At 70.0% G+C, this 25,254-nt stretch carries 21 protein-coding genes; 7 read left to right on the top strand and 14 right to left on the bottom strand.

The genetic code is table 11. The annotated features are described in order from the left end of the window. The first annotated feature begins 96 nt into the window (after window positions 1–96). Window positions 97–3,624, top strand: a complete 3,528-nt coding sequence (mfd, locus tag ACT54X_RS18845) for a transcription-repair coupling factor (protein ID WP_476347835.1) — start codon at window positions 97–99, stop codon at window positions 3,622–3,624. A gap of 63 nt (window positions 3,625–3,687) precedes the next feature. Here the strand turns inward: mfd and ACT54X_RS18840 are convergent, their stop codons facing one another. Both ACT54X_RS18840 and ACT54X_RS18835 read right to left on the bottom strand, forming a co-directional pair. After that, window positions 3,688–4,086 carry a type II toxin-antitoxin system VapC family toxin gene (locus tag ACT54X_RS18840; RefSeq protein WP_017762342.1) on the bottom strand — a complete coding sequence of 133 codons (399 nt, stop codon included), beginning with the start codon at window positions 4,084–4,086 and terminating at the stop codon, window positions 3,688–3,690. Window positions 4,087–4,091: 5 nt separating this feature from the next. After that, a complete protein-coding gene (locus tag ACT54X_RS18835; protein ID WP_017762341.1) occupies window positions 4,092–4,334 on the bottom strand; it encodes an AbrB/MazE/SpoVT family DNA-binding domain-containing protein in 243 nt (80 codons plus the stop codon). 167 nt (window positions 4,335–4,501) lie between these two features. Between ACT54X_RS18835 and ACT54X_RS18830 the strand changes: the two genes are divergently transcribed. The 3 genes from ACT54X_RS18830 to ACT54X_RS18820 all read left to right on the top strand — a co-directional run bounded on the left by ACT54X_RS18830 (window position 4,502) and on the right by ACT54X_RS18820 (window position 6,813). Continuing rightward, window positions 4,502–5,479: a Bug family tripartite tricarboxylate transporter substrate binding protein gene (locus ACT54X_RS18830; RefSeq protein ID WP_294365580.1), complete on the top strand. Its 978-nt coding sequence runs from the start codon at window positions 4,502–4,504 to the stop codon at window positions 5,477–5,479. 93 nt (window positions 5,480–5,572) lie between these two features. Continuing rightward, window positions 5,573–6,301, top strand: coding sequence for a phosphoserine phosphatase SerB (gene serB, locus ACT54X_RS18825; RefSeq protein WP_294365579.1), 729 nt, complete (start codon window positions 5,573–5,575; stop codon window positions 6,299–6,301). A 116-nt stretch (window positions 6,302–6,417) separates the two neighbouring features. After that, a complete protein-coding gene (locus ACT54X_RS18820; protein WP_294365577.1) occupies window positions 6,418–6,813 on the top strand; it encodes a DoxX family protein in 396 nt (131 codons plus the stop codon). An 18-nt stretch (window positions 6,814–6,831) separates the two neighbouring features. Here the strand turns inward: ACT54X_RS18820 and def are convergent, their stop codons facing one another. The 5 genes from def to smc form a co-directional block, all read right to left on the bottom strand. Continuing rightward, a complete protein-coding gene (gene def, locus ACT54X_RS18815; RefSeq protein ID WP_294365575.1) occupies window positions 6,832–7,371 on the bottom strand; it encodes a peptide deformylase in 540 nt (179 codons plus the stop codon). Window positions 7,372–7,421: 50 nt separating this feature from the next. Next, window positions 7,422–7,910 (bottom strand): hypothetical protein, encoded by a 489-nt coding sequence (locus ACT54X_RS18810; RefSeq protein WP_476347831.1) that lies wholly within the window; start codon window positions 7,908–7,910, stop codon window positions 7,422–7,424. A gap of 127 nt (window positions 7,911–8,037) precedes the next feature. Beyond that, on the bottom strand, window positions 8,038–10,197 hold the full coding sequence (gene ligA, locus ACT54X_RS18805; RefSeq protein WP_476347829.1) for an NAD-dependent DNA ligase LigA: 2,160 nt from the start codon (window positions 10,195–10,197) through the stop codon (window positions 8,038–8,040). A 17-nt stretch (window positions 10,198–10,214) separates the two neighbouring features. Next, window positions 10,215–11,324: a cell division protein ZipA C-terminal FtsZ-binding domain-containing protein gene (locus ACT54X_RS18800; protein WP_294365568.1), complete on the bottom strand. Its 1,110-nt coding sequence runs from the start codon at window positions 11,322–11,324 to the stop codon at window positions 10,215–10,217. A 52-nt stretch (window positions 11,325–11,376) separates the two neighbouring features. Then, on the bottom strand, window positions 11,377–14,892 hold the full coding sequence (gene smc / locus ACT54X_RS18795) for a chromosome segregation protein SMC (RefSeq protein WP_476347827.1): 3,516 nt from the start codon (window positions 14,890–14,892) through the stop codon (window positions 11,377–11,379). 95 nt (window positions 14,893–14,987) lie between these two features. Between smc and ACT54X_RS18790 the strand changes: the two genes are divergently transcribed. Together ACT54X_RS18790 and ACT54X_RS18785 are read left to right on the top strand one after the other, a co-directional pair. Next, window positions 14,988–15,752, top strand: a complete 765-nt coding sequence (locus ACT54X_RS18790) for a hypothetical protein (protein WP_476347825.1) — start codon at window positions 14,988–14,990, stop codon at window positions 15,750–15,752. 153 nt (window positions 15,753–15,905) lie between these two features. Continuing rightward, window positions 15,906–16,598, top strand: a complete 693-nt coding sequence (locus ACT54X_RS18785) for a P-loop NTPase family protein (protein ID WP_476347823.1) — start codon at window positions 15,906–15,908, stop codon at window positions 16,596–16,598. 30 nt (window positions 16,599–16,628) lie between these two features. Here ACT54X_RS18785 and ACT54X_RS18780 read toward each other — a convergent pair whose 3' ends face one another. From ACT54X_RS18780 to ACT54X_RS18755, 6 genes are all read right to left on the bottom strand, one after another. Beyond that, on the bottom strand, window positions 16,629–17,810 hold the full coding sequence (locus ACT54X_RS18780) for an alpha-hydroxy acid oxidase (protein WP_476347821.1): 1,182 nt from the start codon (window positions 17,808–17,810) through the stop codon (window positions 16,629–16,631). Between the two features lie 46 nt (window positions 17,811–17,856). Continuing rightward, window positions 17,857–18,840, bottom strand: coding sequence for a Bug family tripartite tricarboxylate transporter substrate binding protein (locus tag ACT54X_RS18775; protein WP_294365558.1), 984 nt, complete (start codon window positions 18,838–18,840; stop codon window positions 17,857–17,859). 124 nt (window positions 18,841–18,964) lie between these two features. Next, the gene (locus tag ACT54X_RS18770; RefSeq protein ID WP_294365557.1) at window positions 18,965–20,119 is read right to left on the bottom strand and encodes a mandelate racemase/muconate lactonizing enzyme family protein; all 1,155 of its coding nucleotides are present in this window, start codon (window positions 20,117–20,119) and stop codon (window positions 18,965–18,967) included. Between the two features lie 118 nt (window positions 20,120–20,237). After that, the gene (locus tag ACT54X_RS18765; protein ID WP_476347818.1) at window positions 20,238–21,149 is read right to left on the bottom strand and encodes a LysR substrate-binding domain-containing protein; all 912 of its coding nucleotides are present in this window, start codon (window positions 21,147–21,149) and stop codon (window positions 20,238–20,240) included. Beyond that, the gene (locus ACT54X_RS18760; protein ID WP_476347816.1) at window positions 21,142–21,858 is read right to left on the bottom strand and encodes an arylmalonate decarboxylase; all 717 of its coding nucleotides are present in this window, start codon (window positions 21,856–21,858) and stop codon (window positions 21,142–21,144) included. The genes ACT54X_RS18765 and ACT54X_RS18760 overlap by 8 nt, the downstream gene beginning before the upstream one ends. Window positions 21,859–21,921: 63 nt before the next feature. Further along, window positions 21,922–22,929, bottom strand: a complete 1,008-nt coding sequence (locus ACT54X_RS18755; RefSeq protein WP_476347814.1) for a Bug family tripartite tricarboxylate transporter substrate binding protein — start codon at window positions 22,927–22,929, stop codon at window positions 21,922–21,924. A 152-nt stretch (window positions 22,930–23,081) separates the two neighbouring features. On the opposite strand from ACT54X_RS18755, the gene ACT54X_RS18750 reads away from it, so the two are divergent. Then, entirely contained in the window at window positions 23,082–24,029 is a 948-nt protein-coding gene (locus ACT54X_RS18750; protein WP_476347812.1) for a LysR family transcriptional regulator, read from the top strand. 30 nt (window positions 24,030–24,059) lie between these two features. On the opposite strand, the gene ACT54X_RS18745 is transcribed toward ACT54X_RS18750, so the two are convergent. Next, window positions 24,060–25,254, bottom strand: a 1,195-nt coding sequence (locus tag ACT54X_RS18745; protein WP_476347810.1) for an IS5 family transposase, incomplete at its 5' end; no start/stop codon positions are given.

The following is a 25,254-nucleotide window of genomic DNA, read 5'->3' as shown; positions in this document are numbered from 1 at the left end:
GCCCCGTCCAGGGGAAAAGCCCCGCATTCTAAAATTGCGCGCTTCGCCCTCCCCGCCGTTGCGGCCGGGAGGGTCTGCCTTTGGTGCCGCCCCCGCATGGACCTGCCCGCCCTCTCCCCCGGCAAACGCTTCACCCTTCCCCGTCCGCCCTCCTCCAGCGATGCACTGCTGCTCGCTCGGCTGGCACTGCGCGAAAAGTCGGCCGGTCGCACGACCGCCATCTTCACGGCGGACGCCACCGACACCCAGCGCCTGACGGACGAACTGGCCTTCTTCGCGCCAGAGCTGCGCTGCGCCGTCTTCCCGGACTGGGAGACGCTGCCCTACGACAGCTTCTCGCCGCACCAGGACCTGATCAGCGAACGCCTGGCGACGCTGTGGCGCATCCTGCAGAAGGAGGTGGACGTGGTGCTGGTGCCGGCGACCACGGCGCTCTACCGCCTGGCGCCGCCGGGCTTCATGGCCGGCTACACCTTCCACTTCCGCACCAAGCAGAAGCTGGACGAGGCGCGCCTGAAGGCCCAGCTCACGCTGGCGGGCTACAGCCATGTGACGCAGGTGGTGAGCCCCGGCGAATACGCGGTGCGCGGCGGCCTGATCGACCTGTTCCCGATGGGCTCGCCGCAGCCCTTCCGCGTCGACCTGTTCGACGACGAGATCGACTCCATCCGCACCTTCGATCCCGACAGCCAGCGCAGCCTGTACCCCGTGCCCGAGGTGCGCCTGCTGCCCGGCCGCGAGTTCCCGATGGACGACGACGCCCGGGCGCATTTCCGCAGCCGCTGGCGCGAACTGCTCGAAGGCGACCCGACCAAGAGCCGCATCTACAAGGACATGGGCAACGGCGTGGCGACCGCCGGCATCGAGTACTACCTGCCCCTGTTCTTCGACCAGACGGCGACGGTGTTCGACTATCTGGCGGGCGCCGGCACGGAAGGCCGGGATGGCGAGGCGTCCTCCTCCGTCACCCTGGTGCTGCACGGCGACCTGGAGGCGGCCTTCCAGCATTTCTGGCAGGACACGCGCGAGCGCTACCGCCTGGCCCACGGCGACCCGGAGCGGCCGGTGCTGCCGCCCGAGGCGCTGTTCCTCAATGCCGAGCAGTTCTACGGCCAGACCAAGCCGCATCGCCAACTGTCGCTGCGGCCTGCATCCGCTCAGGCGGAGCCGGTCGAAGCCTTCCCCGAATTCGCGCTGCTGCCTCCGATGGCCGCCGTGCGCGGCGCCGACGACCCGCTCGCCCGGCTGAAAGAACACATCCAGGCCACGCGCCACCGCGTGCTGCTGCTGGCAGAGACCGCCGGCCGCCGCGAGAGCCTGCTGGACTTCCTGCGCGCCAGCGGCGTCAGCCCGCCGGCCTTCGACACCCTGGCCGAATTCGAGGCCGAGGCGAGCGAGAAGATCGGCATCGCCACCGCCGCGCTGGCGGCGGGCTTCGCCTGGAACGAGGCCGGCATCGACTTCGTCACCGAGACCGAGCTCTTCGCCACCGGCACCGGCAGCGGCCGCCGCCGCAACAAGCGGCAGGAAGCGACCAGCGACGTCGATGCGCTGATCAAGGACCTGTCCGAGCTCAACCTGGGCGACCCGGTGGTGCACAGCGCGCACGGCATCGGCCGCTACAAAGGCCTGGTCAACATGGACCTGGGCCAGGGCACGGGGCCCGACGGCAAGCCGCTGCTGCAGGAGTTCCTGCACCTGGAATACGCCGACAAGGCGACGCTCTACGTGCCGGTGAGCCAGCTGCATCTGATCAGCCGCTACACCGGCGTCAGCGCCGACGAGGCGCCGCTGCACAAGCTGGGCAGCGGCCAGTGGGACAAGGCCAAACGCAAGGCCGCCGAGCAGGTGCGCGACGCCGCGGCCGAGCTGCTCAACATCTATGCCCGCCGCGCCGCGCGTGAGGGCCATGCCTTCCGCTTCCAGGCGGCCGACTACGAGGTCTTCGCCAACGACTTCGGCTTCGAGGAGACGGCCGACCAGAAAGCGGCGATCCATGCCGTCATCCAGGACATGATCTCGCCGCAGCCGATGGACCGTCTGGTCTGCGGCGACGTGGGCTTCGGCAAGACAGAGGTGGCGCTGCGGGCGGCCTTCGTGGCCGTCACCGGCGGCAGACAGGTGGCCTTTCTGGCGCCCACCACGCTGCTGGCCGAGCAGCACTACCAGACACTGGTGGACCGCTTCTCCAAATGGCCGGTCAAGGTCGCCGAGATGAGCCGCTTCCGCTCGGCCAAGGAGATCACGGCCGCCGCCAAGGGCCTGGCCGATGGCAGCGTGGACATCGTCGTGGGCACGCACAAGCTGCTCAGCGAGAGCGTCAAGTTCAAGAACCTGGGCCTGCTCATCATCGACGAGGAGCACCGCTTCGGCGTGCGCCACAAGGAGGCGATGAAGGCCATGCGCGCCGAGGTGGACGTGCTCACGCTCACCGCCACGCCCATTCCGCGGACGCTGGGCATGGCGCTGGAAGGCCTGCGCGACCTGTCGGTCATCGCCACTGCGCCGCAGCGGCGCCTGGCCATCAAGACCTTCGTGCGCAACGAGGGCACCGGCGTGATCCGCGAGGCCGTGCTGCGCGAGCTCAAGCGCGGCGGGCAGGTGTACTTCCTGCACAACGAGGTGGAGACCATCGAGAACCGGCGCCAGAAGCTGCAGGAGATCCTGCCCGAGGCGCGCATCGCCGTCGCCCACGGCCAGATGCCCGAGCGCGAGCTGGAGCGCGTGATGCGCGACTTCGTGGCCCAGCGCTTCAACCTGCTGCTGTGCTCGACCATCATCGAGACCGGCATCGACGTGCCCAGCGCCAACACCATCGTCATCAGCCGGGCCGACAAGTTCGGCCTGGCGCAGTTGCACCAGCTGCGCGGGCGCGTGGGCCGCAGCCACCACCAGGCCTATGCCTACCTCATGGTGCCGGACATCGAGGGCCTGACCAAGCAGGCAGCCCAGCGGCTGGACGCCATCCAGGCCATGGAAGAGCTGGGCTCCGGCTTCTACCTGGCCATGCACGACCTGGAGATCCGCGGCGCCGGCGAAGTGCTGGGCGAGCACCAGAGCGGCAACATGATGGAGATCGGCTTCCAGCTCTACAACGAGATGCTGGCCGAGGCCGTGGCCTCGCTCAAGGCCGGCAAGGAACCCGACCTGCTGGCGCCGCTGTCGGCCACCACCGAGATCAACCTGCACGCGCCCGCACTGCTGCCCGACGACTACTGCGGCGACGTGCACCTGCGCCTGTCCTTCTACAAGAAGCTGGCCACGGCCAAGACGACGGACCAGATCGACACCCTGCTCGAAGAGCTGGTCGACCGCTTCGGCAAGCTGCCGCCGCAGACGCAGACGCTGATCGACGTGCACCGCCTGCGCGTGCTGGCACGGCCCTACGGCGTCACCAAGGTGGACGCGGCGCCGGGCGTGATCAACATCAGCTTCAAGCCCAACCCGCCCATCGACCCGATGGCCATCATCGGGCTGATCCAGAAGAACAAGCACATCAAGCTGGCCGGCAACGACAAGCTGCGCATCGAGCGCGAGCTGAAGGACCCGAAGGACCGGGCACAGATGGTGCGCGACGTGCTGCGCTCGCTGGGGCAGCCGAAGACCGAGCCGGTGGCGGCCTGAGGGGCGCTTGGGCCGCTGCCCAGATCGTGCTCACGGGCACCCTGTGAGCACGGCAGCAGAACCTCAATCCGGCGTGACCAGGGCCACGGTGGGAAAGTAGCTCGCGTAGCGGCTGGCGTCACGTGTCAGCACGGGCCAGCGCGCCACGGCCGCATGCGCCCCGATGAAGAAGTCGGGCAGCACGTTGGCCTTGGTTCCGCCACGTCGACGGTATTGGGCGAAGGCCTTGCCGGCCAGGAACAGTGCCGGGCGGGGCAACTCGATCACCGGGAGCCGAAGCGAATCGAGCACCTCGTCCAGCGCCTCGAAGGTGCTGAAGGTCAGCGACAGTTCCGCGTAGATGACCGGGTTGATGCACAGCTTGTGCAACTGCGACTGGGCACGCAACTGGGCCACGGACCAGTCGGCCCACTCCGGGTCATCCTCCAGCAGATCCACCAGCACGTTGGTGTCGACCAGCATGTCGATCAGCCCCTCAGCAAGGCCATCAGGTCCTTGGTGCGCCACTTCACGTCGGCTTTGCCCCGGGCAGCCTCGAAACGGTCGGCCCGGCGCGCTGCCGTGCCCCGGCTGGCTTCCGCCTTCTGCAGCACCACCTGGCCATCGCGGTTGATGGCGAAATCCACCGCAGTGCCCGGCGTGAGACCCAGGGCGTCGCGCACTTGCTTGGGGATGGTGACCTGACCTTTGACGGTGAGCGTGGTGGGCATGGAGAGCTCCTTCAGGAAAGTGTTACCGATTCTATAGACGTAATACTTCGCCAGGCCGACCTGCTCTGACGGCCTTGCACCCCATGCGCCATGAGTTGGCCCGCAGCGGGCATCGGCACAGGGCTTGCTAAAACTCACCGTTCCAAAATACAACGGAGAGAGAAGCGATGCACACCCGACGACAAGCCCTGATGTTCACGGGCGCACTGGGGACGCTGGCCGCCAGCGGCCGGGCGTTTGCGCAGGCCAGGTACCCGGACCGCCCCGTGAAGGTCATCGTGGGCCTGCCCGCGGGTGGCAGCGCGGACATGATCGCGCGGGAGGTGAGCCAGAAGCTCGGCGCGGCGCTCGGCCAGCCCTTCGTCGTGGACAACCGCGCCGGCGCGTCGGGGCAGATCGGCATGCCCGCGGTGGCCCGCGCGGCGCCGGACGGCTATACGCTCACCGTCTCTCCCGCCTCTTTCCTCACGACCAACAAGAGCGTCTTCAAGACCCTGCCCTACGACCCCGAGGCCGACTTCGCGCCGATCTCACGACTCGTGAACCAGCCCATGGTGCTGATCGTGAAGGACAAGGCCAAGTACCCTACCGTCGCGGCCTTCCTGGCCGCCGCCAGGGCGGAGCCGGGCAAGCTCACCTACGCGTCGTCGGGCGACGGCAGCCCCCAGCACCTGGGTGCGCTCATGTTCGAGACCCGCACCGGCACGAAGATGCTCCACGTGCCCTACAAGGGTGGCGCGCCTGCCATCAACGACACGCTGGCCGGCAGTGTGGACGGCATGTTCGCCGTCATGCCCGAAGCCCTGCCGCACGTGCAGGCGGGCAAGCTGTTCGCACTGGGTGTGCTGAGCCCGCAGCGCTCGCCCGTGCTGCCCAATGTGCCGACCATGGGCGAAAGCGGCATCCCGGACCTGAACCTCTCGGCCTGGGTGGGCATCCTGGCACCGGCCCGCACGCCCAAGCCCATCATCGACCAGCTCAACGCAGCCGTGCGTGCCGCACTGGATGCAGACCTCAAGGCCAAGCTGGCCACCAACGGCATCGAGGTCGCCCCCAGCTCGCCCGAGGAGCTGCAGCGCATCATCGCCGCGGACATCAAGCTGCACGCGCAGCTGGTGAAGGCAGCGGGATTGGTGCCGCAGTAAGCCGCCACGTCCTGCAGCATCGCGGCGAGGCCCGTCGCAGCCCGTTGTGACGCCGGCCCGGCGCCCACGGATCGCGATGAGAAAATCGGCGCCATGACTGTCGCCGTTTCCACGCCATCCATCTCGCCAGGCCTTGTCGTCCGGCACATCCCCGGCCCGCTGAAGCTGGCCGACTTCGGCCTGATCGCCTTCGACATGGACTCGACGCTGATCACCATCGAATGCATCGACGAGATCGCGGATGCGGTGGGCAAGAAGGCGGAGGTCGCGGCCATCACCGAGGCCACCATGCGCGGCGAGATCAAGGATTTCAAGGAAAGCCTGCGCCGCCGCGTCGCCCTGCTCGAAGGCGTGCCGGTGGGTGCGCTGCAGGAGGTCTACGACCAACGGCTGCACCTGTCGCCCGGTGCGCCCGAGTTGGTGGGCGCCTGCCGTGAGGCAGGACTGAAGGTGCTGCTGGTGTCCGGCGGCTTCACCTTCTTCGCAGACCGCGTGAAGGCGCGGCTGGGCATCGACTTTGCGCGCTCGAACCTGCTGGAGGAAGACGGCGGCCGGCTCACGGGCCGCGTGCGCGCGCAGGACTGGGGCGACATCTGCGACGGTGCCGAGAAGCGCCGTACGTTGCTGGAAGTGGCCTCGCTGCTGCGCCTTTCGCCCGCGCAGACCATCGCCGTGGGCGACGGCGCCAACGACCTGCCGATGATGGGCGAGGCCGGCCTGTCAGTGGCCTTCCACGCCAAGCCCAAGGTGCGCGAGCAGGCGATGGTGGCCATCGATGAAGGCGGGCTGGATCGGCTGCTGGACGTCGTTCGGCCCGGCTAACATGCCGCAGCGGCCGCCGGCCCGCGGCCTGCGCGCCAATGCTTGTCAGTTGAACGAAGACCGTTCGGGCCGAGCTTGTCGAAGCCTGGGCACAAGCCCTTTTCACCCCACCCTCCATGAACCGTACAGACGACATCGGCAAGTTCCTCCTGCGCGCCACGCTCGGCGTGCTGATCCTGCTGCACGGCATCGCCAAGCTGCCCAAGGGGGTGGACGGCATCGGCCACATGCTGGCCTCGCACGGCGTGCCCTCGGTGCTGGCCTACCTGGTCTTCGTGGGCGAGATCGTCGCGCCGGTGCTGCTGATCGTCGGCTTCTTCACCCGGCCCGCGGCACTCGTGGTGGCCATCAACATGGTGGTGGCGATCTGGCTGGTGCACATGGGCGACCTGGGCAAGTTCAACGGCACCGGGGGCTGGGCGCTGGAACTGCAGGGCATGTTCCTGGTGGCGGCGCTGGCCATCGCCATGATCGGCGGCGGCCGCATCGGCGCCGGAGGCCGCTTCAACTGAGCGGCCGGGCCGCACGATTCAATCGTCGTCGGCCGCGTCAAGTCCGGGGAACAGCACCTCGGTGAAGCCGAAGCGGGTGAAGTCCCGTACGCGCATCGGGTAGAGCTTGCCGATCAGGTGGTCGCATTCATGCTGGACCACCCGGGCATGGAAGCCCTCGGCCACGCGGTCGATGGGATCGCCGTAGGGATCGAAGCCGCTGTAGCGGATGCGCTGCCAGCGCGGTACCACGCCGCGCAGGCCCGGCACGGACAGGCAGCCCTCCCAGCCCTCTTCCTCTTCGTCGCCGAGTGGCTCGATCACGGGATTGAGCAGCACGGTACGGGGGACGACTGGCGCCTCGGGATAACGGGGATTGGGGCGGTCGGTGCCGAAGATCACCAGTTGCAGGTCCACCCCGATCTGCGGGGCCGCCAGGCCGGCGCCGTTGACGGCATGCATGGTCTCGAACATGTCGCGCACCAGCAGGTGCAGTTCGTCGGTGTCGAAGGCGCCAACGGGTTGCGCGACGCGCAACAGCCGGGGATCGCCCATCTTCAGGATTTCGCGGATCGTCATCCGCCCATTGTGGACGCGCCCCGCGGCCCAAAGCCCGCGGCGCGCGACGCTCAGGGCGTGTTGCCCGAATCCTGCTTCGGCGGGGGGATGATCGTGCCGGTGCCGACACGCGGGTCGCCGAAGGGGACGGCCTGGGGTCCGCCGGGCCGACCGGCACCGGGACCGCGTGGCGGCACCACCGGGACGACGCCGGGCAGCTGCGCCTGCGGCGGTGCACCCCGCCAACCGCGTCCTCGGTCATGGTCCCTGTCCCGGTCGTTCCACCCCGGGCGCCCGTAGGCTGGTGGGTAGGGATAAGGGGCCACCGGCCGACGATCCCAGTAGCGGGGACCGGGGTCGCGGTAGACGTCCACACCCACGTAACCCCCGGGAACAACCGCGGGTTGGCCGTAGTACGGCTGAGCCGGGTAGGTGGAGTAGCCGGGGTAGGCCGGGTAGGTGGCATAGGCCGGCTCTTCGTAGGCGGCACAGCCGCCCAGCACCAGGGCCGCGCCCGCCACCAGCAGGGCCGCCCCTCCACGTCTGAATGTCGTCGTCATCGAGTTTTCCTCCTGGCCGAAGCCATGGGTACACAACGCGGTTGGAGCGCGGGTGCCGACGCCAGGGTCCCCGCCCGGGCGTAACACGCCGTAAGAGTCAGCGCGTCGTCAGTGCCAGCCCAAGCGCTCAGCCAGCCGCCAGCAGCGCCAGCATGCCCGCCTCGTCCAGCACCTCGACGCCCAGCTCACGCGCCTTGTCGAGCTTGCTGCCGGCCGCCTCACCGGCCACCACATAGTGCGTCTTCTTGCTGACCGAGCCGGCCACCTTGGCGCCAGCCGCCTCCAGTTTTTCCTTCGCGTCCTCGCGGGAGAGCGTAGGCAGCGTGCCTGTGATGACGAAGGTCTTGCCCGCCAGCGGCAGCGCCGCGCGCGGGGCGGGATCGCCCTCCGGCCACTGCACGCCACAGGCCCGCAGCTGCTCGATCACCTCGCGGTTGTGGGGCTGGGCGAAGAAGGTGTGGATGGCCTCGGCCACGATGGGGCCGACGTCATTGACCTCCAGCAGCTGCTCCACGCTCGCGTCCATGATGCCGTCCAGCCGGCCAAAGTGGCGGGCCAGGTCCTTCGCCGTGGTCTCGCCCACATGCCGGATGCCCAGCCCGTACAAAAAGCGCGGCAGCGTCGTCGTCTTGGACGCCTCCAGCCCTTCCAGCACGTTCTGGGCGGACTTCTCGGCCATGCGGTCCAGCGCCGCCAGCGCCGTCAGGCCGATGCGGTAGAGGTCGGGCAGCGTCTTGACGATGCCCGCGTCCACCAGTTGGTCGACCAACTTCTCGCCCAGGCCCTCGATGTCCACGGCGCGGCGCTGCGCGTAGTGCAGGATGGCCTGCTTGCGCTGCGCACCGCAGAAGAGGCCGCCTGAGCAGCGGTGGTTGACCTCGCCCTTCTCCCGCACCACCGCGCTGCCGCAGATGGGGCACGCCCGCGGCATGCGGAAGTTGGGCACGTAAGGGTCGCGCGGCGGCAGGCGGTGGCTTTCGCCCTCGCCCACTGCCTGGTCGATGGCGGCCTCGCTGGCCGTGCCTTCGGCGCGCGCCACCGCAACACCGGCAGGCGGCACGCGCCCCACCACTTCAGGGATCACGTCGCCCGCGCGGCGGATGACGACCATGTCCCCCACGCGCAGTTCCTTGCGCCGCAGCTCGAACAGGTTGTGCAGCGTGGCGTTGGACACCGTGGTGCCGCCCACGAACACCGGGTCCAGCCGCGCCACCGGCGTCAGCTTGCCGGTGCGGCCGACCTGCACGTCGATGTCCACCATGCGGGTCATCTGTTCCTGCGCCGGATACTTGTGGGCCACGGCCCAGCGCGGCTCGCGCGAGACGAAGCCCAGTTGCCGCTGCAGCGCCAGGCTGTTGACCTTGTAGACCACGCCGTCGATGTCGAAGGGCAGCTGATCGCGCAGCGCACCGATCTGGCGGTGGAACTCCGCCAGCTCGTGCGGGCCATTGCAGACCTGCGTGCGGTCCGACACTGGAAAGCCCCAGGATCGCAACGTCAGCAGCGCCTGGTACTGCGTGCCGAAATCCGGCCCGCCCTGCTCCACCGGCGTCACCTCGCCCCAGCCATAGGCGAAGAAGGACAGCGGCCGCTGCCGCGCAATAGCCGGATCGAGCTGGCGCACCGCGCCGGCCGCCGCATTGCGCGGATTGACATAGGTCTTCTCGTTCTTCTGGCCGGCCTCGATCTTCTGGCGCTGGCGCTCGTTGAGACGGTCGAAGTCGGCCCGCTTCATGTAGACCTCGCCGCGCACCTCCAGCACGGGCGGTGCGTCCTTCGGCAGCTTCAAAGGAATCTGGCCGATGGTGCGGATGTTCTGTGTCACGTCCTCGCCCACCTCGCCGTCGCCGCGGGTGGCGGCCTGCACCAGCGTGCCGCTCTCGTAGCGCAGGTTGATGGCCAGGCCGTCGAACTTGAGTTCGGCCACGTATTCGACGGCCGGCGCATCGGCGGCCAGGCCCAGTTCGCGGCGCACGCGGGCGTCGAAGGCTTCGGCGCCGGTGGCCTCGATGTCGGTCTCGGTGCGGATGGACAACATCGGCACCTGGTGCCGCACCTTGGCGAAGAAAGGCAGCACCGCGCCGCCCACACGCTGCGTCGGCGAATCGGGCGTGCGCAGTGCAGGATGCACCTCTTCCAGCTCGGAAAGGCGGCGGAACAGCCGGTCGTATTCGGCGTCCGGGATCTGCGGCGCGTCCAGCACGTAGTACTGGTGCGCGTGGTGGTTGAGGGCAATGCGCAGCTCGGCGGCCTCCTGGGCCACCGCTGCGGGAACGGTGTCGGTCATCGCGGTCGGTGGGCGGATCAGGAGAACAGGCGGCGGGCCAGCGCCGAGCCGGCGGACAGCTCGCGGCCGTCCAGCGTGTCGTAGAGCTGCTCCAGATCCTGGCCGATGGCGTCCAGCGTCTCGGTGCGCAGGGGCTGGCCGTCGCTGTCGGTGACCACACCGTCCATTTCGCGGGCCAGGGCCTCGGCGATCTCACGCATGCGGGCGAAGGGCTCCAGCGCGCGGTCGACCTGCGGCACGTCCAGGCTCAGCATCAGCTCGCGGATGGCGGACTGGGCCGGGTCATCGGCCAGCGCGGCTTGCGTGTCGAAGACCAGGCCGAGCACCGGCGGCGCGCCGGCATCCGTGTTGGGCAACACCATGCGGCCGGGCAGCATGCCCGGCACGAAGCCCAGGCGCGCGGCGTTCTGCTGCACGTAGCCGGGGCTCCACGCCGCATGGCGGGCGCGCAGCACGAAGGCCAGTTGCGCATCGTGCGCGCTGGCGAACTGGTCCAGCTCGCGGGCACGGGCGACCTCGTCCAGCATCTCCGGGAACTCGGGCGCGCCATTGAGCGCGTCGGCGAAGGCCTGGGCCTTGACCACGAATTCCGAATACTCGATCTCATTGAGGGCGCCGGTGCGGTTGGCCAGCTGCACGCCGATCTGAAGCGCGCGGTACCGGGCGCTGGCGACGGGCGGCTCCCATTCGGCGGCACCGTCGCGCAGGCCCTCGACGGCAATGGGCTTGCTGCCCGCGCGGCGCGTCGCCGGCGTGGCCGCCAGCACGGCAGCGCCCGAGACCAGGCCTTCCAGCGCCACGGGGGCGATCACGTCGATCAGCGGATCGAGCCCGCCACGGCGGCTGCCCAGCAGCGCGGCGGCACCGGGCTGGCCAGTGGGCGGCGGCAGGTCGGGGTCGAACAGCGGCTCGTGCCGATCGGCCGAATGCACGTCGTTCGGGTCCGCATGCAGCACCGGATCGTCCGGCCCGCCCTGCGCGCCATCGAGCGGCGCCAGGCCGGAGTGCAGGCCGTCGCCTTCGGGCTGGCGCGGGGCGTTGCGGCGCAGCGTCCAGGTGTTGTAGGCGATCAGGGCCGCCAGCACCAGGCCGCCGGCGATGGCCACGGCGATCGTGAGATTGCTCATTGGGATTGCTCTTCCGTGTTCTTGTTGTAATGCGCGCGGGCGTGGCCGCGCGTCAGCCGACTTCGGCCATGCCGGCGGCGGATTCCATGTCCACCGCCACGATGCGCGAGACGCCCTGCTCCTGCATGGTCACGCCGATCAGCTGCTGGGCCATCTCCATGGCGATCTTGTTGTGGCTGATGAAAAGGAACTGCGTCCCGCGGCTCATGGCCGACACCAGCCGCGCATAGCGCTCGGTGTTGGCGTCGTCCAGCGGCGCATCCACCTCGTCCAGCAGGCAGAAGGGCGCGGGGTTGAGCTGGAAGATGGCGAACACCAGCGCGATGGCCGTCAGCGCCTTTTCGCCGCCCGACAGCAGGTGGATGGTCTGGTTCTTCTTGCCGGGCGGCTGGGCCATGACCTGCACGCCCGCGTCCAGGATCTCATCGCCGGTCATGATCAGCCGCGCATTGCCGCCGCCGAAGAGCTCGGGGAACATGCGGCTGAAGTGCTCGTTGACGGTGTTGAAGGTGCCGCCCAGCAGTTCGCGCGTCTCGCCGTCGATCTTGCGGATGGCGTCCTCCAGCGTGGTGATGGCCTCGTTCAGGTCGGCCGACTGGGCATCGAGGAAGGTCTTGCGCTCGCGGGCGCTGGTCAGTTCGTCAAGCGCCGCCAGGTTGACGGCGCCCAGGCCGGCCACCTCGCGGTGCAGGCGGTCGATCTCGCCCTGCAGGCCGGTCAGGCGCACCTTGTCGGCCTCGATGGAGGCGGCGATGGCCTCGCGATCGGCCTGGGCATCTGTCAGCAGCTGTTCGTACTGCTCCAGGCCCAGGCGGGCGGCCTGCTCCTTGAGCTGCATCTCGGTGATGCGCTGGCGCAGCGGGTCGAGCGCGCGCTCGATCTGCAGCCGCCGCTCGTCGCTGGCGCGCAGCTTCTGCGTCAGGTCGTCGTACTGGCTGCGCATGGCGCCCAGCGCGGCCTCGCGCTCGGCCTTGAGGTTGAGCGCGTCCTGCAGGCCGGCCTGGGCCGCGGCGTCGGACAGGCGGGCCAATTCGCCGTCTGCGCGCTCGCGCTCGTCGGCCAGGGCCACGGTCTGCTGGCGGGCGGTGTCGATGGCGCGGCCGAGTTCGGCGCGGCGGGCCTCCAGCGTGCGCTGAGAGAAGGTCGATTCCTGCACCTGCCGTTCCAGGCTGCGGTGCTGCTCGCGGGCGGCGTCCAGCTTGCGGCTGGCCTCGATGACGCGCTCTTCCAGCTCTGCATGGCGCTCCTGGCTGTCGGCCAGTTGCAGGTCCAGTTCTTCGAAGCGGGCCTCGGCGGCGACGCGGCGCTCCTGCAGTTCTTCGAGCTGGGCCTCGACCTCGCCCAGGTCGGCATTGAGTTGCTCGCTGCGGGCGCGGGCCTGCTCGGCCTGCTGCGACAGGCGCAGCGTCTCGACCTGCAGTTCGTGGGCACGGGCGCGGGTCTGGTCGGCCTCGCGCCGGGCGCCGACCAGTCGGCCAGCGGCTTCGGCATAGGCCGACTCGGCGCGCACAAGGGCCGTGCGGGCCTCTTCGGCGATCAGGGCCTGGGCGCGCAGCTCGCGCTCCAGGTTTTCCATTTCCTGCTGGCGGGCCAGCAGCCCGGACTGCTCGGAGTCCTGCGCATAGAGGCCGACGCTGTGGCGCGTGACGACATGGCCGGCGGCCACGTAGATGGCCTCGCCGGGCTGCAGGCGCTCGCGGGCGGCCAGGGCGTCGTCCAGGCTGGCAGCGGTGAAGCAGCCGTGCAGCCAGTCGGCCATCAGCGACTGCAGGCCGGCGTCGTGCAGGCGCAGCAGGTCAGCCAGTCGGGGCATGGCGCCCGCACTGGCGGCAACCGGCGCGGCAGGTGGCGTGTAGAAGCTGAGCTTGGCCGGCGGCGCGTCGTTGGCGAAGGCGCGGGCCATTTCGAGGCGGGAGATCTCCAGCGCGCCCATGCGATCGCGCAACGCGGCTTCGAGCGCGGCCTCCCAGCCGGGCTCCACATGCAGACGGCTCCAGAGGCCCTGCAGGCCGTCCAGCCCGTGCTTGGCGAGCCAGGGACGCAGCTTGCCGTCGGTCTTGACCTTCTCCTGCAAAGCGCGCAAAGCCTCCAGCCGGGCTGACAGTTCGGCCTGTCGCGCGCCTTCAGTGTTGACGGCCTGCTGGCGAGCGCGGCGGTCATCGTCGAGTTGCGGCACACGCTCCTGCAGGTCCATCAGGCGCGCCTCGGATTCGCTGGCCGCCTCTTCGGCCATGGCGAATTCCTCGCGCAGCGCTTCCAGTTTGGCCTCGTCGGGCGCATTCAGCGCCTGGCGGTCGGCGCGCAGCCGGTCGCTGCGCTGGCTGAGCTGGCGCACCTGGTCGTCGATGTTGCGCTGGTCGGCCGCCAGCACCTGGATCTGCTGCTGCACCTGCACCACGGCGCCGCGCTGGCCGTTGGCCGTCTCCTGCGCGCGCTGGCGGGCGTCCTCCAGCTCGGGCAGGCGGGCCTCCTGCTCTTCGAGCTGGGCGGCGAGTATGGCGGCCTGCTCCTCGGCGTCGATCCCCGCACCGGCCAGGTTCTCCAGCTCGACCTCGGCGTCGCCGCGGCGAGTGTCCCATTGCTGGATCTGCTCGGCCAGTTGCGCCAGGCGCTGCTGCACGCGCTGGCGGCCTTCGACCACGTAGCGGATCTCGCCCTCCAGCCGGCCCACCTCGGCGCTGGCCTCGTAGAGCTTGCCCTGGGCCTGGTTGACCTGGTCGCCGGCACCGTAGTGGGCCTGGCGGATGGTCTCGAGCTCGGCCTCGATGTGGCGCAGGTCGGCCATGCGCGATTCGAGGTCGTTGATGGCCTGGCGGCCCTCGGCCTGCACGCGGACCTGGTCGGCCTCGGCATCGGCGCGCTTGAGGAACCATAGCTGGTGCTGCTTGCGCGTGGCCTCGGCCTGCAACTGGTTGTAGCGCGCGGCCACCTCGGCCTGCTTCTCCAGCTTCTCGAGGTTGGCGTTGAGCTCGCGCAGGATGTCCTCGACCCGGGTCAGGTTCTCGCGCGTGTCCGACAGGCGGTTCTCGGTCTCGCGGCGGCGCTCCTTGTACTTGGAGACGCCGGCGGCCTCTTCGAGGAACAGCCGCAGTTCCTCGGGCTTGGACTCGATGATCCGGCTGATCGTCCCCTGGCCGATGATGGCGTAGGCCCGCGGGCCCAGGCCGGTACCCAGGAACACGTCCTGCACGTCGCGGCGGCGCACCGGCTGGTTGTTGATGAAGTAGCTGCTGTTGCCGTCGCGCGTGAGCACGCGCTTGACCGCAATCTCGGTGAACTGGCTCCACTGGCCGCCGGCGCGGTGGTCGGCGTTGTCGAACACCAGCTCCACGCTGGCACGGCTGGCCTGCTTGCGGCTGGTGGTGCCGTTGAAGATCACGTCCTGCATGGACTCGCCGCGCAGCTCGGAGGCGCGCGACTCGCCCAGCACCCAGCGCACCGCGTCCATGATGTTGGACTTGCCGCAGCCGTTGGGGCCCACTACGCCCACCAGCTGGCCGGGGAGCATGAAGTTGGTCGGCTCAGCGAAGGACTTGAACCCGGAAAGCTTGATGGAGTTGAGACGCACCGCAGACGGGCAGCAAGGCCAAGATGTTGATATTCAAGGAGAAAGTGCGCAGGCCGTGCCTTGCCGCGCAAGGGCAGGATGATAACGTGCGCCCAATGCGCCTTCCCCTGCTCGCTTCCCTCGCGCCCGTGCGCGTGCCGCACCTGCTGCTGCCCGCCCTGATCGGTGCCTGTGCCCTGCTCGCCGGCTGCGGCATGTTCCATGACACCAAGCGGGCCGAGCCCTACACCCAGGGCGAATGGATGGAGTCCGGCGCCAATCGCGTGGCCAACCTGGCCCTGCGCGACAACCTGGAATCGGTGCGCCGCGTGCAACTGTCGCTGTACCGCCGTAATCCGCGCGAATGGCACAAATGGGCCGCCAGCGCCGACGACGCCGTGGCCCGCACCTGGAAGTCCATCGATCAGGAGCAGCCGCTGCCCTGGCTGCGCGGCGCCACCGGCATCGAGGCCGTGCGCCTGGCCTTCGCACCGCCCGAGACCTACGCCGGCGACCGCGTGGCGGCGCTGGTCACCGGCTGGGCCGCCCTGCTCAAGCAGGCCAACGGCGACACCTGGCGGCAGACCATGATCGACGGCGTCAGCGCCGAGAACGCCTTCCGCGCCGCACGCAACTTCGAGATCTCGCTGTGGCTGCTGAGTTCGCGCACCGGCGCCGATGGCCAGCCGCTGCTGCTGTCCACCGAGATCAGCGAGCGGGGCCGCAATCTGGTGGTGGACCGGGAACTGTCGAAGGTGGTGGCGCGGCTCGATCTGCTGGCCGCCCAGGCCGACGAGAAGTACCGCCGCGCCGCGCTGGACTTCAGCCAGAACTGGCTGATGGGCAACCTGGGGCCGCTGCTGGCGATGGTGCCGCGCTGAGCGCGGGTGCGGTGCCGACCCTTCGCGCCGGCCGTCTTTGCACACCATCGACACAGACCGCTTTCTAGAATGCGCCGCGCAACCTGTGCAAACCCGGCCTCCGCGCCGCGCGGCGCGCGGCGCGCAACTTCTCCACCACCTCCCCTCCTGCACATGAGCACCCTGAACTTCATCGGTGGCGAAAAAGGCGGCGTCGGCAAGTCCGTCACCTCGCGCCTGCTGGCCCAGTACTTCATCGACCGCAGCCGCCCCTTCATCGGCTTCGACACCGACCGTTCGCACAACTCCTTCACCCGCTTCTACGAAGGCTTCGCCTCGCCGGTGGCGGTGGACAGCTTCGAAGGCCTGGACACGGTGGTCAACGGCTTCGAGGAGCACCCCGAGCGCAGCGTGATCGTCGACCTGGCCGCGCAGACCCAGGCGCCGCTGGCGCGCTGGATCGACGAATCGCAGCTCTTCGACGTGTTCGACGAACTGGAGATCCCGGTCGTGTTCTGGCACGTGATGGACGACGGCCGGGACTCCACCGACATGCTGGGCCGCCTGGTCGACACCTACGGCACCCGCGCCCGCTATGTGGTGGTGCAGAACCAGGGCCGCGGCAGCGACTTCTCGACGCTGGAAGGCTCGCCCGCCCAGATCAAGGCCCGCGAGCACGGCGCCCAGTTCATCACCCTGCCCCGCCTGCAGGAAGCGACGATGCGCAAGATCGACGCCAACAACACGAGCTTCTGGAAGGCCGTCAACGACAAGACCGGCCCCGAGGCCCTGGGCCTGCTGGAGCGTCAGCGCGTCAAGGGCTGGCTGGTGCAGGTCTACACGCAGTTCGACACGCTGGGGCTCTGACCCGGCCCCTGCTCGCCGGCGTGCCCGCCCTCAGTCCCAAGGGCCGGCACGCTGCGGTGCGAGCAGGATCGACGCATCCACGTCATCGATGTGCGTGCGGCCGCAGAAGGCCATGGTCAGGTCCAGTTCGCGCCGGATGATCTGCAGCACCCGCGTGACGCCCGCCTCGCCGAAGGCACCCAGCCCGTAGAGGAAGGCGCGGCCGATCATGGTGCCGCGCGCCCCCAGGGCCCGGGCCTTGAGCACGTCCTGGCCGCTGCGCACGCCGCTGTCGAGCCAGACCTCGGTCTCCCGCCCCACGGCATCGGCAATGGCCGGCAGCGCGCGGATGGCGGAGGGCGCGCCGTCCAGCTGCCGGCCGCCATGGTTGGAGACCACGATCGCATCCGCGCCGCAATCCACGGCCCGGCGCGCGTCCTGCGCATCGAGGATGCCCTTGAGCACCAGCGGCCCACCCCAGCGGCGCTTGATCCATTCCACGTCCGCCCACGACAGCGTGGGATCGAACTGGGCATTGGTCCAGGCGGCCAGCGAGGCCATGTCGTCCACGCCCTTCACATGGCCCACGATGTTGCCGAAGCTGCGCCGCCGCGTGCCCAGCATGCCCAGGCACCAGCGCGTGCGCAGCGCCAGGTCCAGCAGGTTGCGCAGCGTGGGCCGCGGCGGCACCGACAGGCCGTTGCGGATGTCGGCATGGCGCTGCCCCATCACCGGCAGGTCGAGCGTGAGCTGGAGCGCGCTGCAGTTGGCCGCCCTCGCGCGCTCGATCAGCGACTCGATGAACGTACGGTCGCGCATCACGTAGAGCTGGAACCAGAAGGGATGCCGCCCCGTGTGCGCGGCCACGTCCTCCAGCGAGCAGACGCTCATGGTCGAGAGCGTGAAGGGCACGCCGAAGTCGCGTGCCGCCCGCGCAGCCAGGATCTCGCCATCGGCATGCTGCATGCCCGTGAGGCCCGTCGGCGCCAGCGCCACCGGCATGGCCACGTGATGGCCGAGCATCGTGGTGGCAACGGTGCGCTGCGAGATGTCCCGCGCCACGCGCTGGCGCAGCAGCAATTGCTGGAAGTCGCGCTCATTGGCGCGGTAGGTCGATTCGCGCCAGGAGCCCGAATCGACGTACTCGTAGAACATGCGCGGCACCCGCGCGCGGGCCACCTGGCGCAGATCCTCCACGCAGGTCATGCGCGCCAGTGCGGCCGACGCACTCATGCGCACGCCCTGCGCGCCAACCCGCTCGGCGACGGTGCAAGGGGGCTCATTGGGCGACGATGTTCTGCTCGCGGATCAGTTGGCCCCAGCGCTGCGACTCCTGCACGAGGCTGCGGCCCAGTTCGGCCGGCGGCTCGAAGGCCGGCACGGCGCCCTGCTGCGCGGCGACCTGGGCCAGGTCGGGCGCAGCCATCACCGTGCGCACGGCGCTGCCCAGCCGCTCGACCACCGCATCGGGCGTACCCGCCGGTGCCAGCAGGAACACGCGCGGCGCGGCATCGAAGCCCGGCACGGCGGCAGCCAGCGGCGCCACGTCCTCGGCGCCCGCCAGCTTGACCGGGCTCATCACCGCCAGCGCCTTGAGCCGTCCGCCCTTGGCCTGCGCCAGGGCCGAGGTGGCGCTGACGACGCCCAGCGGCACCTGACCGCTGATCACGTCCGGCACGATCTGCGCCGCGCCGCGGTAGGGGATGTGCGTGACGAACGTGCCGGTCTTGCCCTTGAACAGCTCGAAGCCCAGGTGCTGCACCGTGCCCACGCCCGAGGTGGCGAAGGAATAGTGGCCGGGCCTGGCCTTGAGGGCGGCCACCAGCTCCTGCGGCGTCTTCGCCGGGAAGTCGTTGCCCGCCACGACGATCAGCGGCAGCGTGAACAGACCGGCGACCGGCACGAAGCTCTTGATCGGGTCGAAGGACATCTTCGGCTGCATGTACTGCGCGATCAGCGTGGAACTGTCGCCCATCAGCAGCGTGTAGCCGTCGGCGGGCGCCTTGGCCGCCAGGTCGCCGGCGATCAGGCCGGCGGCGCCCGCGCGGTTCTCGACCACGACCTGCTGGCCCAGCAGCGTGGACAGGCGCGGCGTGAGCAGGCGGGCCATGGCGTCCACGCCGCCGCCCGCCGAATAGCCGACCAGCAGGCGGATCGGGCGCTCGGGATACGTGCCGGACTGCGCCTGCACGGCCGGCGCGGCGGCCAGCATCGCGGCGGCCAGGGCGAGCGCGTGGCGGCGGGTGAAGTGAGGGGGCGTCATCGTTGTCTCCTTTTCTTGTGGGGGCGCGGACTGGCGCTGCGCGCCGTTGTGTCGATGGGCGCCAGGGGCCGCCCGCCTCGGGGGATTTCTCCCTCTCCCCTCGCGGGAGAGGGAGTGAAGCCCGTCATGCCTTGCCGGCGCCGCGCGAGCCCGGGCGCTTGGCCAGCTCGCGCAGCCGCTCGCGGTTGGGCGCGAAGCCCAGGCCCGGCGCCTGCGGCAGGTCGAGCACGCCGGCCTGCGGCTCGGGCAGGCCGTCGAACACCTGCTTGCAGCATTCGACCGCCACCGAGTGGTACTCGACCAGCGAGCCGTTGGCCAGGCCCGCATGCAGGTGCATGTTGTGGTGCGGCCAGGCGCCGCCGTTGGCAAAGCGCGTGTTGAAGGCCGCGGCCATGCCCGCGATGCGCGCGCACTGCGTGAAGCCACCCGTGATGCAGGCATTGGGCTGCACCACGTCCACCGCCTGCGCCACCAGCATGTCGCGGAAGCGGCTGGCATGGCCCTCGTTCTGGCCGGCCGCCAGCGGGATCGCCGTCTTGGCCCGCAGCTTGGCCAGGTTGGGAATGTCGTTCTGTGTCACCGGCTCCTCGAAGAAGGCGATGTCGTAGGCCTCCACCCGGCGCGCCAGCGACAGCGCGTGGAAGTAGTCCAGGCTGCAGTTGGCGTCGATGTAGATCTGCACGTCGGGCCCTACCGCCTCGCGCACGGCGCGGATGCGCTGCACGTCCTCGGCGATCAGCGTGTCGAGCGGGCGCGGCTCGTCGCGACGGGCCAGGCCGTGGTGACCCACCGTCATCTTCAGGCGGGTGAAGCCGCGACCCACCCAGTCGCGCGCAGCCTGGGCCAGCTCGTCGCGGTCGTAGAAGGCGAAGCCGAAGGTGGCATACACCGGCACCTGGGCACGCGCGCCGCCCAGCAGCTTCCAGCAGGGCTGGCCCAGGGCCTGGCCCTTGAGGTCCCACAGCGCGAGGTCGATGGCGGCGATGGCGTGGCTGGCATAGCCCGACTGGCCGCGCGGCGTGAGCAGCCAGTACAGCCGGTCCCACACCTGCTCGTGGTTCAGCGGGTCCAGCCCCTCCAGGTGATGGGCGGCCACCTCGTTGACGATGGCGGCGATGGCCTCCTCCTCGGTGATGGCGGTCATGCCGGTGCCGATGCGGCCGTCGTCGGTCTCGATGTCGACCAGGCACAGCGAGAGCGAAGTGGTCTTGGTGCGGCCGCCATGGCCGACGCTGACCGGCAGGTTCAGCGGCGTGGCGTGGACGCGGGCAATCTTCATGGGGCGGTGTCTCCTGGCTTCGGGTCTTCGGGGGAACGCGGCCAGTCTAGGAAGCCGCCCCCGCCCGCCACAACGCCGCGGCGCGAAGGCCGCTTTCGCGATCCGCGAAGACGAGGGTTTACGCGGGGCGCGGCGCGCGGCCGGCCAGCACGTCGAACAGCATGCGCGCGGGCGGCGCCAGCTCCACGCCCTCGCGCACGGCGATGCGGTGCGTGCGCACGGCCCAGGCGTCCGTCAACGGCACGGCGCGGATGGGCAGGCTGGCCAGCTGCGGTGCTACGGCCTCGCGCGGCAGCACCGCCACGCCCAGGCCGCCGGCCACCATGCGGCAGACCACGTCGAAGCTGCGCATCTGCATGCGGATCTTGAGCAGGCGGCCCGCCACCGACGCGGCGGCGGCCAGCCGGCTGGAGAGCGCCGTGCCGTCGCCCAGGGAGATGAAGTCCTCATCCAGCGCCTCCGCCAGCGCCGCGGCCTCGCGCATGGCCAGTGCGTGCCCCTGCGGCACCACCAGCACCAGCGTGTCGACGAAGCAATCGGTCAGCGCGATGCCGTGCGGCGGATGCGCCATGTGCACGATGCCCAGGTCGGCGCGCCCTTCCAGCAGCAGCAGCGGAATGTCGAGGCTGCCGTGCTCTTCCACGTCGATGCGGATCAGCGGATGGGCGCGGGCCATGTGCTGCAGGTGGGCGGGCATCACCTCCACCAGCGCCGAGGTGTTGGCCGCCAGGCGCACATGGCCCTGCAGGCCGCGGGCATGGTCGTGCAGGTCGAGCGACAGGCGGTCGGCATCGGCCAGCAGCTCGCGCCCGCGGCGCACCAGCATCTGACCCGCCGGCGTGAGTCGCACGCCCCGCGACGAGCGCTCGAAGATGCGCAGGCCCAGCGATTCCTCCAGCGCGCTGATGCGGGCGCTGGCGGCGGCGATGGCCAGGTTCAGACGGTCGCTCGCGGCGCTGATCGAGCCCAGTTCGGCTGCCGTGACCACGACGCGCAGCGTGGCCAGGTCCAGTTGCAGGCCCTCAGGCATCGAAGAGGCGGCCGTGGCCGGGCGAGGCAGCATCCAGGCCGGCGGTGCGCATCAGGTCCCAGAAGCCGGCGGGCGAGCTGGACGTGACGGGCAGGCCCAGTTCGCGCTCCAGGCGCGGATGCAGGTCCAGCGTGCGCAGGCCGCCGCAGGAGATGAGCAGGCCGTCGGGCCGGCCATCGGCGCAGACCCTGCCGGCCAACTCGACCAGCGTCCCGGCCTCGACCTGGCCGACGGCCTCCACGCCGGTCATGGCCAGGCCGCGGACGGCCGTGACCTCGAAGCCCTCGCCCTCCAGGTAGCGGGCCAGGCGCTCGTTGAGCGTGTCGATGTAGGCGGTGGCCACCGCCACGCGGCGCACGCCCATCTGGCGCAGGCTGCGCACGATGGCGTGGCTCATGGTCGTGCACGGCAGGTCGGTCGCTGCCGCCATGCGGGCGCGCAGGTCCTCGGTGAAGGTTGCGCCGCGGTAGAAGCTGAGCGAGGTGCCCATCAGCGAGAGTGCCTGGGCGCCGGCCGCCTTCAGCGCGCGGGCCAGGTCGACGATGCGCCCTTCCACCGCGTCGAAGCCCTCGGGATGGATGGCCGCCAGTGCGAGGCCCCGGGCGATGAAGCGCACCCGGCCGTCGTAGAGCGCAGGCCCTTCGGGAGGCACCTGGCCATCGGCCGGCGGCACGATCAGCCCGAGCACGGGCATGGCGGAATCGGTCATCGCAGCTCCTGGGGCAAAGCTGCGAATTGTGCGGCGCCCGCCGTGGGCGCCACGGGCCGGCGCTCAGAGCCTGATGCCCGCGCCCTTCACCGTCGGCCCCAGCACGGCCACCTGCTCACGCACGAAGCCCTCGAAGCGCGCCGTGCTCTCGGGCTGGGCCACGATGCCCAGGTCGACCATCTTCTTCTGCACCTCGGGCATGGCCAGCACCTCGTTGGCGGCGTCGTGCAGGCGGGCGACCGTGTCGGTCGGCAGCCTGGCGGGGCCGGAGATGCCGAAGAAGTTCTCCAGCACCAGCTTGGGCTGGCCCAGCTCGACCATGGTCGGCACCTCGGGCATCAGCGGCGAGCGCGTCGTGCCCGTGACGGCCAGCGGCACCAGCTGGCCGGTCTTGAAGTACTGCACATAGGCCGTGATCACGTCGATGCCCACCGGCACGATGTTGGCCAGCAGGTCGGTGGTCATCGGCGCGCCACCGCGGTAGGGCACGTGCACCATGTTGGCGCCGGTCACACGCTTGATCAGCTCGCCATGGATGTGGCCGACCGAGCCCGGGCCGCCGGAGCCGAAGTCCAGCCGGCCTTCCTTCCTGGCGCGGGCTTCAAGGTCGGCCCAGCTCTTGATGCCGGACTCCTTGCTGGCCATGACCACCAGCGGCGCCGAGCCCAGATAGGCCACATGGCTGAAGGCCGCCACCGGGTCGTAGGGCTGCTTGTCCAGCGTGAAGGGGCCCAGGGCGATGGGCGTGGTGTTGGAGAGCATCAGCGTGTAGCCGTCCGCCGCCGCCGTGGCCACCACCTGGCCGCCGATGGTGCCGCCCGCACCGGGGCGGTTGTCCACCACCACCGGCTGGCCCAGTTTGCGCCCCAACTGCTCGGCCACCACGCGCGCCAGGATGTCGCTGGCGCCGCCGGGCGCGAAGGTGACGACGATCTTGATCGGCCGCTCGGGCCACTGGGCGAAGGCCGGCAGGGCACCCGCCGCCGCCCCGGCCGCCACCAGGCGCAGGACGCCTCGGCGGTAAAGGCGCGGCAGGGAGGAGGACGAGGTAGGCAGAAAGGATTCGGACATGGTGGGCGCCGCAAGCAATGGGAATGCCCGCATTGTTCGAAGCGCCCTCCGGCACGCCAATTGCCAAGACCGAATGCACCGTATCAGCCGCAAGGCGCTGGCGGCCCGCCATTCCGACGGCGAGGCACCAAGGCGGTGCAGCCAACCACCGCATGTCCCGACCCGACGACCCTTTCGACACCTACCTGCTGCGCGTCTTCCACACCTTGATGGCGGAATGCAGCGTCTCGCGCACCGCCGCGCGCATGAACCAGTCGCAGCCCGCCATCAGCAGCGCCCTCAAGCGCCTGCGCGAGATCTTCGGCGACCCGCTGCTCATCAAGGACAAGCAGCGCATGGTGCCCACCGAACGGGCGATGCAGCTGCATGCCTCGGTGCGGCTGGTGCTGGGCGAGCTGGACGCGCTGCTCGCGCCCGAATCCAGCTTCGACCCCGCCACCACGCGGCAGGTCTTCCGCATCGGCACGCCGGACTACCTGGCCCCGCCCCTGATGGCCGCCGTGGCGCAGTACATGCGCGAGACCGCGCCCGCGGCCCGGCTGGTGCTGCAGCCGCTGGGCCCCGACTACGACTTCGAGGCCGCGCTGGCCGAAGGCGAGCTGGATGTGGTCATCGGCAACTGGCCCCAGCCGCCGGAACATCTGCGCACCACGCTGCTGCTGGAGGACGAGATCGTCTGCCTGGTCGACGAACGCCACCCCTGCGCCGCCCGCATGACGCTGGCCGACTACCTGCAGGGATCGCACGTGGTGCCGCTGCTGTACAGCGTGACCCAGCGCGGCGTGGTCGAGACCGCCCTCGCCTCCCAGCGCATGAGCCGCACCGGCACGGTCACCGTGCCCTACTTCGGCCTGGCGCCGCACCTGCTGCCCGGAACCGACCTGATCTTCACCACCAGCCGGCACTTTGCGCAGTACTACGCCGGCCTGCTGCCCCTCGCCATCGTGCCCGCGCCGGTGGACTTTCCGCCGATGCGCTTCTATCAGTTGTGGCATGGGCGCACGCAATTGGCGCCGGGGCATGTGTGGTTTCGGTCGTTGTTGTCTGCGGTGGTGAGGACGGTGGGGGCGACGCGGTATTTGGGCAAATCGCCGCCGTGAACGGAAACTAATTGGTCGGCCCTGCAAAATTCAGAGAGCCACCCAGCCGACGCGAGCGGCCCTGGCTTTGCCCACGCCCGAGGCCACTGCAAGCGAGTGCACCAGCATGACGAGCGCAGCAAACAAGGGCACGACAAGGCCCCGCAGGCCCAGGCGCACGATGGCGCGCAGCAGCCATCGGATGTTGTAGCCTGCCGCGCACAGCACCGCGTGCAACGCATCGCCCGTGTCCCCTCGCAGCCAGCACCGCTCCATCCCGTGGTCCTGCTTCAGGTGCCCGATGGCCGGCTCCACCGCCTGGCGCCGCGCGAGCCAACGCCGCTGCAGCGCCGTCAGGCTCTTGAACTTGCCCCGGTGAATGATCTGAACGCCCGGGTTGTCTGCATCTACACCCCGAAAGCCCAGGTCCACGACCACCTCCTTGAGCCTGGCCCCCGTGTCCTCGGTCAGGATGCGCACCTGCTGCAGTTGCTCGGCCAAAGTGTGACCGTCATACGGGTTGCCGGTGAAGCTGCGCGCGCCCACCATCAGGCCCTGCCGGTGCGTGATCGCCACGCCCACCTTCACGCCGAACTCGTAGGGCTTGCGGGCCTTTCCTTTCCCGATGCACTCCACCTCCGGCGCGTGCAGGGCATAGAGCTTGTCCTTGTCCTTCGGGCGCTGGCAGCGGATGAGCTCGGCGCGCTGCATCAGCGTCTGCAGATTCGACCGGGCGGCTTCGCCGGCTTCATGGCTGGCCTCACCGATCTTGCGCTGCACCTCGCGCAGCACGATGCCCAGGATCGTGCGCTGGCGTTTGAGCACCTTGCGCAGGCGCTTGAATTGTCGGGCGTGGGCGTAGCCGCCAGCACGCCGGCGCAGTGTCCTGGCTTCTTTGACGAAGGTCTGCTTCAGGGCGATGCCCACCCGCCTGGCGGCCACCACCACCTTGTGGCGCGCGATCTCCAGCAGGCGCGAATCCACCGGATGGGCGATGGCCTTCTCCTGCACCGTGGTGTCCACGATCACCCGCTCGAACTCGGCGGGCCGCATCGCCTTGGAGGACACGGCCGTGTCGATGGTGGCCTTGAGCAGTTCCTCCACGCCGGCCTCGCCGATGGCGGCTCGAAAGCGCCCGATCTGCGTGGCATCGCAGGGCAGGCGCGGCTCGTAGTAGGTCATGCCGCTGAAGAACTGCCACACGACGTTCTCGGCCCAGCGCTGAACCAGTTCCTCGTCGCTGAGC

The sequence above is a fragment of the Pseudacidovorax sp. DMC4 genome (assembly GCF_056314265.1).
The sequence above is the reverse complement of the archived record's forward strand: the minus strand, read 5'-3'. Positions and strand labels throughout refer to the sequence as shown.

Excerpts from the sequence above, each read along its gene's own strand:
- mfd (WP_476347835.1), top strand. The coding sequence starts at position 97 with ATGGACCTGCCCGCCCTCTCCCCCGGCAAACGCTTCACCCTTCCCCGT.
- ACT54X_RS18840 (WP_017762342.1), bottom strand. The coding sequence starts at position 4,086 with ATGCTGGTCGACACCAACGTGCTGGTGGATCTGCTGGAGGATGACCCG.
- ACT54X_RS18835 (WP_017762341.1), bottom strand. The coding sequence starts at position 4,334 with ATGCCCACCACGCTCACCGTCAAAGGTCAGGTCACCATCCCCAAGCAA.
- ACT54X_RS18830 (WP_294365580.1), top strand. The coding sequence starts at position 4,502 with ATGCACACCCGACGACAAGCCCTGATGTTCACGGGCGCACTGGGGACG.
- serB (WP_294365579.1), top strand. The coding sequence starts at position 5,573 with ATGACTGTCGCCGTTTCCACGCCATCCATCTCGCCAGGCCTTGTCGTC.
- ACT54X_RS18820 (WP_294365577.1), top strand. The coding sequence starts at position 6,418 with ATGAACCGTACAGACGACATCGGCAAGTTCCTCCTGCGCGCCACGCTC.
- def (WP_294365575.1), bottom strand. The coding sequence starts at position 7,371 with ATGACGATCCGCGAAATCCTGAAGATGGGCGATCCCCGGCTGTTGCGC.
- ACT54X_RS18810 (WP_476347831.1), bottom strand. The coding sequence starts at position 7,910 with ATGACGACGACATTCAGACGTGGAGGGGCGGCCCTGCTGGTGGCGGGC.
- ligA (WP_476347829.1), bottom strand. The coding sequence starts at position 10,197 with ATGACCGACACCGTTCCCGCAGCGGTGGCCCAGGAGGCCGCCGAGCTG.
- ACT54X_RS18800 (WP_294365568.1), bottom strand. The coding sequence starts at position 11,324 with ATGAGCAATCTCACGATCGCCGTGGCCATCGCCGGCGGCCTGGTGCTG.
- ACT54X_RS18790 (WP_476347825.1), top strand. The coding sequence starts at position 14,988 with ATGCGCCTTCCCCTGCTCGCTTCCCTCGCGCCCGTGCGCGTGCCGCAC.
- ACT54X_RS18785 (WP_476347823.1), top strand. The coding sequence starts at position 15,906 with ATGAGCACCCTGAACTTCATCGGTGGCGAAAAAGGCGGCGTCGGCAAG.
- ACT54X_RS18780 (WP_476347821.1), bottom strand. The coding sequence starts at position 17,810 with ATGAGTGCGTCGGCCGCACTGGCGCGCATGACCTGCGTGGAGGATCTG.
- ACT54X_RS18775 (WP_294365558.1), bottom strand. The coding sequence starts at position 18,840 with ATGACGCCCCCTCACTTCACCCGCCGCCACGCGCTCGCCCTGGCCGCC.
- ACT54X_RS18770 (WP_294365557.1), bottom strand. The coding sequence starts at position 20,119 with ATGAAGATTGCCCGCGTCCACGCCACGCCGCTGAACCTGCCGGTCAGC.
- ACT54X_RS18765 (WP_476347818.1), bottom strand. The coding sequence starts at position 21,149 with ATGCCTGAGGGCCTGCAACTGGACCTGGCCACGCTGCGCGTCGTGGTC.
- ACT54X_RS18760 (WP_476347816.1), bottom strand. The coding sequence starts at position 21,858 with ATGACCGATTCCGCCATGCCCGTGCTCGGGCTGATCGTGCCGCCGGCC.
- ACT54X_RS18755 (WP_476347814.1), bottom strand. The coding sequence starts at position 22,929 with ATGTCCGAATCCTTTCTGCCTACCTCGTCCTCCTCCCTGCCGCGCCTT.
- ACT54X_RS18750 (WP_476347812.1), top strand. The coding sequence starts at position 23,082 with ATGTCCCGACCCGACGACCCTTTCGACACCTACCTGCTGCGCGTCTTC.